Genomic DNA, 11,607 nt, shown 5'->3' with positions numbered 1-11,607 from the left:
CCTCCGCCCCGGCCGGCGCGTCGCTCTCCGGCACGGTGAGCGACACCCGCGTGCCGTGACCGGGGCGGGAAGCGAGTGCCAGCGGGTGGTCGAGGGCCAGCGCCATGCGGCGCACGATCGAAAGCCCCAGGCCGAGACCCGGGCCGTCGGCTTCGGCTCCACCGGAATCGCCCGCGGCGGCGCTGCCGCGGTAGAACTCGTCGAACACCAGCGCGTGCTCGTCGGCGGCGATGCCGCAGCCGGAATCCATCACGTCGATCCGCACGGCGCCGGCGCGGCGGCGGGCGACCAGGGCGACGCCGCCGGAGGCGGTGTAGCGGATCGCGTTGGAGAGCAGATTCTGCAGGATGCGCCGCAGCAGCAGGCCGTCGCTCAACACCGCCAGGTCCGGGCTGCGCACCAGCAGGCGCAGGCCCTTGCGCGCGGCGAACGGCGTGAAGCTCGCCGCCAGCCCGGCCAGCAGGTCGGGCAGCGCGACCGGCCGCACCTGCGGGCGGACGATGCCGGCATCGAGCTTGGAGATGTCGAGCAGGGTCTTGATCAGGTCCTCGATGGTCTGCAGCCCGCGCTCGACCCGCGCCCCGATCAGGCTCGCCTCCGGCCCGAGCGGCAGGTCGGCGAGCGCCGAGATCGAGAGCCGGGCGGCGTTCAGCGGCTGCAGCAGGTCGTGGCTCGCGGCGGCGAGGAACCGGGTCTTGGAGCGGTTGGCGGTCTCGGCCTCGTCCTTGGCCGCCGCCAGCGCCTCGTTCGAGCGCTCCAGGCGGTGCATCAGCGCCGTCATCTCCTCGGTGCGGGTGCGGATGCGCCCCTCGAGGGTGATCGCGGTCTGGAACAGGGCGTAGGCGCCGCCGCGCTGGTCGGTGCTGCGCTCGACATGGGCCATCAGCGCGGCGTTGATCCGCTCCAGCTTGGCGATGCGCCGGCGCAGGGACGCCTCGCCCGCCAGCCCGGGCGGGTGCAGGGTCATGGGGTCGCCGGAGGGGCCGGCGGCGCGTCGGCCGGCCTCATCACATCAGCCGGTCGCTTGCCGATGGCGATGCCGGTCAGGGTCTGGTTGAGGTGCATCGCCCGGTACTGCTCGCCGTAGGTCTCGAAGCCGACCATGTCGTAGCGGCGGTAGAGGTCGGCGATGCCCTGGCGCACCTGCCGGCTCTCGGCGTCGAGGCGGCGCAGCACGCACTCGAAGCCGATGATCAGGTCGACGCCGCCGAGCGCCAGATCGAGCCGGGCGAGCTCGGCCCGGGTGGTGGCGACGATGTCGCGCGGCTCGGCGAGCGTCAGCACCACGCCCTCGTCGATCGCGCAGAAGAAGCTGAGGGAGCCGTCGGCGTTGAGCCGCCGGATCGAGCGGCAGAAGTACTCGCCGCCGACCTTCACCGCGAGCGGGTAGGCGGCAAAGCTCATCGGTGTCAGCCGCTCAGGGTCGAGCCCCACCGCCATGGCGTATTCGCGCGCGGCCGGCTCCGCGTTCAGCTCGTAGACGGTGCGGGCCTCGCCGTTCGAGGCGGTCACCACGAACTTGACGTCGGTCGGCTCGAAGTTGTCGCTCTTGAAGATCTGCACCGGGAAGTCGCTCTCGACGAGCAGCAGCACGGCGGCGTTGCGGTGGATCGCGCCGCCATGCAGCAGCACCGCGTCGCGGAAGGTGAGGCCGTCGCCGGCCGAGCCGCCGACGAGGGGGATGCCCTCCAGAGCCCAGGTGATGGCCGAGACCACCGTCTCCTCGGCGTTGGTCATCCCGTCGATCAGCGAGAGCGCGAAGCACCGGGTCGGCTGGGTGTGGGCGGGCCCCTGCGGCTCCAACCGGCGGCGCAGGGCCCGCACCGCGCCCGCGGTGCGCTCGACGTCGAGGTGGTCGATCGCGTCGAGCACCGTCGAGACGATGCGGAAGCCGTCGGCCGGGAACGCGATCGCCACCAGGCCGCGGTCGAGCCCGCCGGCCGGGGCGATCCCGCCCGACATGGTGCAGCCGGCGATCTCGGCCCGCGGAAACGCCTCGGCGAGCCGACGGTTCAGGGTCTCGGGGTCGTAGTCGGGGGAGAAGAACACCAGGAGCCGCGCCACCCCGGCGCCGAACGCCCGCGCGATCTCGGCCACGGCCTCGCCGGCGGAGCCGCGCTCCGTCCAGGCCGTTCTGATGCCGCACAGATGCGTGCGCACCTGCGTTCCGTCCGCCACGTCCCGCTCCCGATTGTCGTCCGCCCCCGGTTGATCCGCGGGTTGTTGAAGTGCGCGAGTATGTGGCGCGCCATCGAAACCTGCAACGGGGCCGGAAACCCCGAGCCGCCGCTTGGGGATGTTCGAGACGGGGTCCTTCGGCCCGCGGCGCACCGACGCCCGAGCTACGTGTTCGCGATCGATCGGGCGCCGCCGGCCTGCGTCTCCCGAAGCAGGACCAGCGATGCCGCCTTCGCCTGGCGGCAGAGCGAGCGGACCTGCTCCAAGTCTTGCCGGAACACCTCCAGCCCCTCGCCGACCACGCGCTGCTCGTGGATGCCCTCCAGCGCCCGGCAGGCATCGGACAACGCCGTGAAGCCGAGCATGCCGGTCGAGCTGGTGAGCGTATGTGCTTCGAAGCGAAGCTGGTCGCGTTCCTCCACCGAGGCATCGCCGCCGAGGAAGCTCGCGCCCAACTCGTCGGCCAGCGCCTCCAGCAGGCTGGCCAACCGCTCGGGCCTGACCTGCGCCGACATCGCGTCGTAGGTCTGCTGATCGGGCAGGGCGGCACGAAGCCCGGCATCGCTCAGATCGGACGGCGCGGTTCCGGCGTTCCAAGCCAGCCACTTGTCGATCAGGCGGTAGAGCGCCGCCCGCTCGAACGGCTTGCCGATGTGGTCGTCCATGCCGGCCGCGCGGAAGGCCTCGATTTGGTCCGTCAGCACGTTGGCGGTCATGGCGACGATCGGCACGGTCGCGGCGTGGGTGCCGAGGGCGCGAATGCGGCGCGTGGCGGTCAGCCCGTCCATGCCGGCCATCTGCACGTCCATCAGCACGAGGTCGTAGCGGCTCCGCTCCACCGCCCGGATCGCCGCCTCGCCGTCGTCGACCACGTCGACCGTGTGGCCCCCGACCTCGAGGACGGCGCGCGCCAGCTCCTGGTTGATCGCGTTGTCCTCGACGAGGAGCAGGTGGCCCGAGCGCCGCGCCGCCGGAGCCTGCGTGACGAGGGCGATACTGCGCGCCACCGTCCCGTGCGGCAGCACCACCGAGAACCAGAACGTGGCGCCGACGCCCTCGTCGGACAGGACGCCGATCTCGCCGCCCATCAGGTCGATGAGCTGCCGGCTGATGGCGAGGCCGAGGCCGGTCCCGCCGAAATCCCGCCCGATCGAGCCGTCCACCTGCGAGAAGCGCCGGAACAGGCGGTCCTGCTTGTCCCGGGCGATGCCGATGCCGGTGTCGGCCACGCTGAAGCGCAGGCGCTCGCCGGCCTCGGTCGCGCCACCGTGCTGGACGCTCAGGGTGACGGAGCCGCGCGCCGTGAACTTGATCGCGTTGTTGAGCAGGTTGAGCAGCACCTGCCGCAGCCGCCCCTCGTCGCCCACCAAGCCCTTGGGCAGGGCCGGATCGATCACCGCCCGGACCTCCAGGCCCTTCCCGGCGGCGGCGCCGCGCACGATCGCGAGGCTGTTGTAGACCAGCGCACGCGGGTCGAAGGCCTGCCGGTCGAGGGCGACGGCACCGGCCTCGACCTTGGAGAAGTCGAGGATGTCGTTGACCACCATGAGCAGGGACGCGCTCGACGTGCGCACCAGCTCGGCCTGGCGCTGCAGGTCCTGGGGCAGGCGGCCGGAGGCGACCATCAGGTCGGTGAAGCCGATGATGGCGTTGAGCGGCGTGCGGATCTCGTGGCTCATCGCGGCGAGGAAGTCGGTCTTGGCCGCGCTCGCGCGTTCCGCCGACGCCTTGGCGTCGGCAAGGGCCTCTCCTTGCGCGCGGCGCTCCGAGACGTCGCGGAAGGTGGCGACGATCGTCGGCTCGCCGGCCTGGGCGTCCGGGATGCGCCGGAACACGCCCTCGACCCAGATCCAGCCGCGCGCCTTGTTCCGCGCCCGGTACTCGCACGTCGCCTCCGCCTGGCCGCGGGACAGCATGCGCGTCGCCGCGTAGAGCAGGCCGAGGTCGTCGGGGTGGACGTAGTCGGCGAGCCGCATCGCGCCGAGCTCTTCGGGCGCGTAACCGAGGAGGCGCTCGGAGGCCGGCGAGATGTACGAGCGCCGGCCGTCGTCGTGGCCGAGGATGATCAGCTCGCCGGTGTTCTCCGCCAGCAGGCGGAAACGGTGCTCGCTCGCGCGGATGCGCTGCTCGGCCTCCACCCGGGCGGTGATGTTCCGGGTCGAGGCGACGCAGCCGAGGGGTCGGCCCGCGGCGTCTTGGACCAGGCGGTAGCCGACCTCGACCCAGACGTAGTCCCCGTCCTTGCGGCGGTAGCGCTGGCGCTTCAGCGCCTCGGTCCGCCGGCCGTCCCCGAGCTCCGCGAGGAGGGCGGCGACCGCGGGCCGGTCCTCGGGGTGCACCATGTCGATCGGTTTCGTCCCGATCAGCTCCTCGGGCTCGTAGCCGAGGAGCCCGCGCGAGGCGGGCGAGACGTAGCGGCGGGTGGTGTCGAGGTCGACCTGGACGATCATGTCGCTGGTGTGGTCGGCCAGCAGCCTGTAGCGCGCCTCGCTGTCGATCACGGCGCGCTCGGTCTGGCGCAGGTCGGTCACGTCCATGACGGTCCCGAACACCGCCGTCGTGGCCCCGGCCGCGTCCTGCTCGCACAGGCCGCGGCAGACGATGTCGCGGAAGCGGCCGTCGGACGTGACGATGCGGGCAGCGAAGGAGAAGCTTTGGCCGGTCTCGACCGCGTCCGCGACGTGGCGCGCGACGGCCTCGCGGTCGTCCGGGTGGTAGAAAGCGAGCGCAGCGTCGAGAGAGGGTGGCCCGGCTTCCGGGTCGCGGCCATGGATGCGGAACACCTCGTCGGACCAGAACAGGGCGTTTCCGGGCAGCTCGATGCGCCAGTGGCCGATATGGGCGATCTGCGCGGCGAGGCTCAGCAGGCGGTTGGCCTCCTGCGCCCGGCCCTCGGCCTGGCGGGCGACGCCCTCCTTCTCGGCCAGGGTCGCGTTGGTCCGCGCCAGCGCCGCCCGCTGCCGGCTGCCGCGCTCCAAGCCACGCAGTAGAACGAGGATCACGGCCAGCAGCACGGCCGTCACGATGGCGCCGGCGACCTGGGCGTGCAGCCGCTCGGCGGCCAGCGGAGCCATCACCGCGTCGAGGGATTTGCCGACGTTGACGATGAGCGGCAGCGTCCCGACCGAGCGATAGCCGTAGATGCGGGTGACGTGATCGTAGGGACTCGCCATCCGGAACGAGTCCGAGGTCTTTTGTTGAAATTGTTGGAAGTATTTGCTGGGCAGGTCGAGGGTGCGGGTGTCCAGCTCGTACATGCCCGCTGTCTGTGGCGCGCGGGCGCGCACGAAGCCGTCGTTGCCAACGAGGGCGATGCTGCCCTGGGGGCCGAGGTCGAAGGCCTTGAACTGGCCGGCCAGGTAATCGGGATCGATCGAGGTGACGATGACGCCGGCGAAGCGTCCGTCGGGGTGGGCGAGCCGCCGCGCCACCTGCATCACGTAGGCGCCGGTGATCCGACCCTTCAGCGTGCGATCGATGTAGAGGCCCTGGTCCGGGTTCGCGGCCAGCGCCTGGAAGTACGCCCGGTCGCGGACGTTGATGCGCGGCGAGCCCGCCGGCAGCGGCGTGCGCGCATAGAGAAGGTCCCCGTGCTCGTCGAACAGGGTCATCTGGTGGACGACGTGCTCGAGGGATGTCGCGCGCCGGAGCCAGGCGTGGAAGTCGAACGTCTTGGGGTCGCGGAAGAAGTCGTCGGCGATGAAGCCCATGACTTGGTCGACGCCGACGAGGAGCCGCTCGACGTGCTGCTCGACCCCGACCGACAGGTTGACCACGTCGCGGGTCGCCTGCTCCCTGGCGGTCTGCTCGCGCAGGTGCAGGTGGTACGACAGGCCGACCCACACGACGGCGATCGTGAGCAGGCCCGCCACGAGGACGAGGATCTGGAAGGCGTCCGTCGCCGGGCGCTTGGTCGGGACGGTGGCATCGGGCTGCGCCCGATGCGACGAGGTTGACATAAGGCGGTCCGAGATCGAGCAAGCCGGCACCCGCCCGTTCGAAGCCCGGTCGTGCCGGCTCCGCGTTCGGGTGCTCGCGCGAACAAACGGAGTGCGGTCGGCGAAATCCAATCACGTCCCGAAGACCCGCCGCGATCGCAGGCCGATGTTGCAGGCGAGGAACACGTCCGCGCCGCACCCGTGACGGCCCGGATCGGGCTGGCGGAGATCCGCCGCGTCTCACCATCCGCCGCCCGTAGGGGCGCACCCCGGGACTTGGCCGAAGGGGGCGAATGTGCAACGCCTGATTGGCGGCGGCGGCTATCCTGCGGCCGGCCGGGCGGACGAAGCCATGGAACTCCTGATCGTCGACGACCACCCGCTGTTCCGCGAGGCGCTCGCCAGCACGATCGGGCTGTCCTACCCGGAGGCGGTGCTGCACGAGGCCGACGGGATCGCCTCGGCGTGTGCCGTGCTCGCCGCCCACCGCGACATCGAGCTGACGCTGCTCGACCTGTCGATGCAGGGCGTCTCGGGCTTCGACGGCCTCGTCACCATCCGCGCCCGCTTCCCCCGCGTGCCGATCCTGGTGGTCTCGGGCCACGAGGAGCCGCGCATCATGCGCGAGGCGTTGCACCATGGCGCCGCCGCCCACGACGACGCCGGCCGCGTGCTGACCCATCGTGCGCGTCGCGCCCTCGATCTGGAGCGCCACGTTCCACAGCTCGCGGTTCTTGTCGCGCCAGGCTGCAATCTCCGAGACCTCCTCGGCCGCCTGGGCGAGCTTGACGGGCTGGCCCGCCTTCTTCGGCACGAACTTGGAGCAGCGATACTCCTCCTCGGGCATCTCGAACGCCTTCGCGACGCCGCCCAGCGACGAGGCCGCGCCCATCGACATGAAGTTCGACACGCCGGCCACCCGCGCCTTGCCATACTTGTTCAGCAGGTAGGTGAAGACCTCGTTGCGGCGGGTGGACATGAAGTCGAGGTCGGCGTCGGGAAGGTCGAGGCGTTCCGGGTTGATGAAGCGCTCGAACAGAAGGCCGAAACGGATCGGATCGCAGTCAGTGATGCCCATGAGATAAGCGACCAGAGAACCGCCAACTGAACCGCGTCCGGGGCCGACAGCAATGCCAGCTCCCTTGGCAAACAGAACGACATCTTGAACGAGTAGGAAGTAGCCGCAGAAGTCGAGGTTCTTGAGGACGGATAGCTCATACTTGAGGCGCTCCTTGTAGATGCCGGCCTGTTCGTCCTTCGTCGGCTTGTGACCAAAGACCTCGTTCGAGAAGCGCTGCGACCAGCCCTTCTTGCACTCGGCGACGACGGCCGCGAACTCGTCGGGCGCCATCACGGGGAGCGTGTGCTTGGACTTCGCCCAGGCGTAGGTGACGCGGTCAGCCAGGGCCTCGGTGTTCTTGAGACCCCGCAGGAAGCCATTTCCAGCCCCGCTGACGCCCCGGAACTCCTTGAGACGGGTCTGGGCAGCCTTGCACAGCTCCACGAGCTCCTTGAGGCTCCTGGGGTGCAGGTCGCGGGCCGCGTTCATCCAAGCCCAGGGCTCGGACATCTTCACGTTCCGGTAGATCGCGTTCATCACGTCGGCCGCATCCGCCTCGCCCTCGCGGTAGAGGGTCGGCACGGAGACGAGCGTGGGAAGATCGAGCTCCTCGGCGAGCGCGAGCGCCCGGACGTTGAGTGTGTCCCAGTAGGGCGTGTTCACGGGGACGAGCGTGCAAAACACATTAGAGCGCGACACAGCGTCGGCGCAGCGCTTGAGCACGTTCGCTGCGTCAGCGTGAAAGACGACGCTGTGGGCGTCGCTTGACGCGATTGCGACGTCATCCGCAGTGACGCTGTCGAGCGCATCGTAGAGATCAGCGAACGACACCTTGGGCGTGTTGTAGAAGCGGTCCTCGGTGTTGGCGAGCGAGAGCAGCTTGAACAGCGCCATCAGCCCGGCGCCGGACAGGACATACCAGGTCACGAAGAACTCGGGCGGGGCCTTCTTGTCGTCCTTCATCTTGCGCCAGGTGGGGTCGTCCACGAGGCGGATGCGACAGCCGATGATCGGCTTGATCCCGGCAGCCTGCGCCTTGGTGGTCAGCTCGGGGAGCCCCGTCACCGACATCGTGTCGGTCAGAGCCAGCGCCTTCGCGCCGACGGCGCTCGCGTTGGCGACGAGCTTGTCGATGGCGAAGATGCTCTCGCCGAGAGAGAATGAGGAGCGGGCTGCCAGAATCGAGTGCATGTGGTTCCTCAGCCCTCCAGGGGCTTCCAGTTGACGATCTGAACGGCCTTGAGGCCCTTCTCCTTCGCGATGATCTCTTCGGTCGCCAGCACCTGCTGGAGCGTCCGGAGATCGGGCAGACCATCGACGTTCACGCGAGCGTGGCGCTGGAAGCCCTCGGCGTCGTCGAAGACGTAGACGATCAGGGTGCGGCGCGGCGGGACGACGGTCTCGACGGCATCCGACGGCTCGGGCGCCGCAGCGCGCGCTTCGACAGCCGCCTTGCGCCGAGCGGCGCGGTTCGTGGTCTTCGGGGTGTCCATCAGTTCCTCGACAGGGTGAGGCGGCCGTTGGCCTCGTGTGCTGCACCCAGGTGCGAGAGCGCCTGGAATGCCTGGGTCGCGTGGGCGGCCGCCGTGCCCTCGGACCAATTCAGCTTCTTCTGGAAGGCGATCGACAGCGTCTTGCGGTCGATCCCCTGCGGCATGTGAAGGATCAGGTGGCAGGCCACCCGCAGGAACGCCGGCTTCTCGTTCAAGAACGGGTTGCGGCCCTCGCGCAGGGCTTCCGTCACCCGGATGCCGGCCTTCTCGATGCGCTGGATCAGCTCATCGACCTTCTTCGGGAGGGTGTCGGTCAGCACCTGACCGATCGCAGCGACCGCGACCTCGGTCTCGGCCACGGGCTTCCGAACCCGCTTCTCTCGAACGGTGATCCCGAGCTCCAGGCGACGGCGCGCAAGCTGCTCGGCGCCGGTGATCTCGCACTGGCCCGCGAACGGGCAGGTGCTGCACTCGGGCGAGCCTGCTTTGAAGGACAGGGCGAAGCCGTAGCAGCCTGGGGCGAGGGACAGATCAGTCATTGCTGAGTGATTTCCGATTGCAAGGTGACGCCGAGGGCTTTGACCTCGGCATAGATCCGGTTCCGTTCCGCCCGCTCCACGCCCATCAGGTCGAGCACCAGGTTGCCGGTGATCGTCTTCGGGCTCTGCGTGGCGATGCCTCGGCTCCGCGCGTGCGCGGTGCGGGCGTTGATCGCGTCGAGCTCCTCGTAGAGGGCCGGCGGCGGGTTGAGCAGCAGCTCCACGAACTGCGCGGCCGGAACGGACAGCTCCGACATCGCGCGCTCATACATCTGCTTGTCCTCCAGCGCCTCATCCTGGCGCTGGCCCATGTCGGCGACGAGCCACTCGTGACGCTCGCTGCCCTCGTCGTCGCTGCCGCCCTCGTCGAGGGAGTAGGCGTTGATGGAGTGACCGATCTGCTCGTCGATGAACCGATTGGCGTGGTTCATCATGCCCCGCGCCAGATACGCGGCGAAGGGCACGCCGAGGTTCGGGTTGAACTTCTGGCTGGCGATGACCCAGGCGAGGTTCAGCTCCGCAATCACGTCTTCCAGGGTGACGCTGACCGCGCCGGCCGCGTGGGCGCGCCGCAGATAGCGCGGCGCCGCCTTCTTGATCTGGGTCTCGCTGTCCTCGAAGCGCATCAGCCGAACACCCGCTGCGCGAACTCCTCGATCACCTTCTTGTCCACCCGCGACAGGCGGTTGGTAAAGGCGAGCTTCATCCCGGCCGAGTAGTCCGAGCCCTTCATGATGCCGATCTTGCCGGCCGAGATCAGCTCGCGCGGGGAGACCGTCGCACCGACCTTGCCCGCCTTGAACGCCTCGCGCACGTCGTTGGCGAACTTCACGATCTTGGCAGCATCCTCCTTCTTGAGGCCCGCCTGGCTCGCGACGATCGCGGTCTCGACCTTCGCTTCGAGATACTCGACCTCGCAGGTGATGCCGAAGCGCGAGTAGTTCGCGGCGTTCTGGATCTGCGTGCCCTGGTAGAGGCCCGTCTCGTCGCCCGAGCCGTTGGTGTTGCCGGTCGCGCAGATGCGGAAGTTCGGGTGCGGCTTGACCACCCGCAGGTGCGGCGGGGCGTCCTTCACGACGAGCGACTTGCCCTCCAGCACCGGCTGGTAGACCGAGAGCACGGACGGCATGGCGAAGTCGTATTCGTCGGCGCAGTAGATGTAGCCGTTGAGCATGGCGTCCATCAGCGGGCCGGGCTGGAACAGCGTCGCGCCGTCCTGCACGACATACTGGCCGACGAGATGCGCCTCTTCGGTGTTGATGGTGTGCTGCACGCGCAGGAACGGACGATTCGTCCGGGCGCAGACCTGCTCCAGCGCCGACGTCTTGCCGGTGCCGTGATAGCCCCAGAGGTAGACGTTGATGCCCATCTCGAAGCCCATGAGGATGTTCTTCGTGAGCTCCAGGTCGAAGATGTAGTTCTTGTCGACCTCGGGCACGAGCGCCTGGCTCGACGCGTCGAGGCTCTTGCCGCAGCTGACCTGGATCGCCTGCCCGCGCTTGTTCAGGACGGCGGGCGCGCTCGCATCGACGCCGAAGACCTCGTGCATCGGGCGGCGCTCGAACACGCCGGCAGCGGCTGTGCCGGTCGAGATCGCAGCGGTCGAGGTCACGGCCTTCTCAGCCTGCTTCTGCGCGAGCATTAGCTCGGCGTAGGGCGAGAGCACCGGCGCGCCGGGGAACTTCGCCCGGTAGGCGTCGAGCGTCATGCCGGGGTGGCTGGTTTTCAGGTGGTTGGCGACGACGTGGACCATCGCGCCGTCCACGAGGCACTCGATCTTGTCGGACTTGGTCGGGGTGGTGATCTGGGCGGCAACGGCAGTCATATCGTGCGGGCTCCTCGTGCGCTTCGCTGTGTGCGTCTCTGTTGCAAGATCAGTTATCGCTGATCTCTCGCGGGTTCGCAAGTCACCGCTGACTGATGAATGTGAACCCGTCGAATTTGCGGCGTGGCTACTGCGACTTGATGATGATGAAGCCGACGACGATGAGGGCGAGGACCACACCTGGCGTGCCGGCAACCGCCTGGATCGCGGCACCCATCATGAGGATCATCGCCCACTTGAAGCTCAAGCCGAGCCACATCAGCAGGGCGACCATGATGGCGAAGGCGACGCCACCATACACGAGCCCTAGGGCGAGTTCGTGAGGTATGAGGCCCCTGAGACCGAGACCAGGACCGGCGTCGGCGCGTGTGCGCTTCGGCTTGACCAGGCTATCGACCGAGACCGTGGTGCGATTGTAGACCCGGTTGTAGAGGGCCTTCTTCGGATTGGTGAAGATGCCGTATCCGCGCGGCGCCTTGATGCCCATGCTGTGACGGACATATCGCTTCCAGGACGTGCGTGCCGAGATGCGGCCCCGGATGCTTGGTCTGCGAACCCCAAAGCGCATGTGTGC

Annotated in this window: 11 protein-coding genes; 3 read left to right on the top strand and 8 right to left on the bottom strand. The window is 69.1% G+C overall.

All coding sequences use genetic code 11. The features are described 5' to 3' along the window. From FV222_RS01580 to FV222_RS01570, 3 genes are all read right to left on the bottom strand, one after another. Window positions 1-967: HAMP domain-containing sensor histidine kinase (locus FV222_RS01580; RefSeq protein WP_147812772.1), on the bottom strand; the 967-nt coding region annotated here is incomplete at its 3' end. After that, the gene (locus tag FV222_RS01575) at window positions 964-2,178 is read right to left on the bottom strand and encodes an FIST N-terminal domain-containing protein (protein ID WP_147812774.1); all 1,215 of its coding nucleotides are present in this window, start codon (window positions 2,176-2,178) and stop codon (window positions 964-966) included. The genes FV222_RS01580 and FV222_RS01575, both read right to left, overlap by 4 nt. A 164-nt stretch (window positions 2,179-2,342) precedes the next feature. Then, window positions 2,343-6,137 (bottom strand): PAS domain S-box protein, encoded by a 3,795-nt coding sequence (locus tag FV222_RS01570; protein ID WP_147812771.1) that lies wholly within the window; start codon window positions 6,135-6,137, stop codon window positions 2,343-2,345. A gap of 331 nt (window positions 6,138-6,468) precedes the next feature. Between FV222_RS01570 and FV222_RS01565 the strand changes: the two genes are divergently transcribed. From FV222_RS01565 to FV222_RS30895, 3 genes are all read left to right on the top strand, one after another. After that, a complete protein-coding gene (locus FV222_RS01565) occupies window positions 6,469-7,224 on the top strand; it encodes a response regulator (protein WP_147812773.1) in 756 nt (251 codons plus the stop codon). Between the two features lie 159 nt (window positions 7,225-7,383). Beyond that, entirely contained in the window at window positions 7,384-7,944 is a 561-nt protein-coding gene (locus tag FV222_RS30535) for a hypothetical protein (RefSeq protein WP_210248428.1), read from the top strand. Between the two features lie 112 nt (window positions 7,945-8,056). After that, window positions 8,057-8,401 (top strand): hypothetical protein, encoded by a 345-nt coding sequence (locus FV222_RS30895; protein WP_246685275.1) that lies wholly within the window; start codon window positions 8,057-8,059, stop codon window positions 8,399-8,401. Here FV222_RS30895 and FV222_RS01555 read toward each other — a convergent pair. From FV222_RS01555 to FV222_RS30530, 5 genes are read right to left on the bottom strand one after another with little or no spacing between them, the layout of a single operon-like run. Beyond that, window positions 8,376-8,669 carry a hypothetical protein gene (locus tag FV222_RS01555; RefSeq protein ID WP_147812770.1) on the bottom strand — a complete coding sequence of 98 codons (294 nt, stop codon included), beginning with the start codon at window positions 8,667-8,669 and terminating at the stop codon, window positions 8,376-8,378. The two genes, FV222_RS30895 and FV222_RS01555, sit on opposite strands and share 26 nt — an antisense overlap. After that, window positions 8,669-9,208: a hypothetical protein gene (locus tag FV222_RS01550; RefSeq protein WP_147812769.1), complete on the bottom strand. Its 540-nt coding sequence runs from the start codon at window positions 9,206-9,208 to the stop codon at window positions 8,669-8,671. Before FV222_RS01550 ends, FV222_RS01555 begins: the two co-directional genes overlap by 1 nt. Next, complete coding sequence (locus FV222_RS01545) at window positions 9,205-9,834, bottom strand: sigma factor (RefSeq protein WP_147812768.1); 630 nt, start codon at window positions 9,832-9,834, stop codon at window positions 9,205-9,207. Before FV222_RS01545 ends, FV222_RS01550 begins: the two co-directional genes overlap by 4 nt. After that, on the bottom strand, window positions 9,834-11,213 hold the full coding sequence (locus FV222_RS01540; RefSeq protein ID WP_281406860.1) for an AAA family ATPase: 1,380 nt from the start codon (window positions 11,211-11,213) through the stop codon (window positions 9,834-9,836). The genes FV222_RS01545 and FV222_RS01540 overlap by 1 nt, the downstream gene beginning before the upstream one ends. After that, window positions 11,161-11,520 (bottom strand): hypothetical protein, encoded by a 360-nt coding sequence (locus FV222_RS30530; protein WP_210248429.1) that lies wholly within the window; start codon window positions 11,518-11,520, stop codon window positions 11,161-11,163. The genes FV222_RS01540 and FV222_RS30530 overlap by 53 nt, the downstream gene beginning before the upstream one ends. Window positions 11,521-11,607: the final 87 nt, after the last annotated feature.

It is taken from the genome of Methylobacterium sp. WL103 (genome assembly GCF_008039885.1).
GTDB classification, from domain to species: Bacteria; Pseudomonadota; Alphaproteobacteria; order Rhizobiales; family Beijerinckiaceae; genus Methylobacterium; species Methylobacterium cerastii.
The sequence above is the reverse complement of the archived record's forward strand: the minus strand, read 5'-3'. Positions and strand labels throughout refer to the sequence as shown.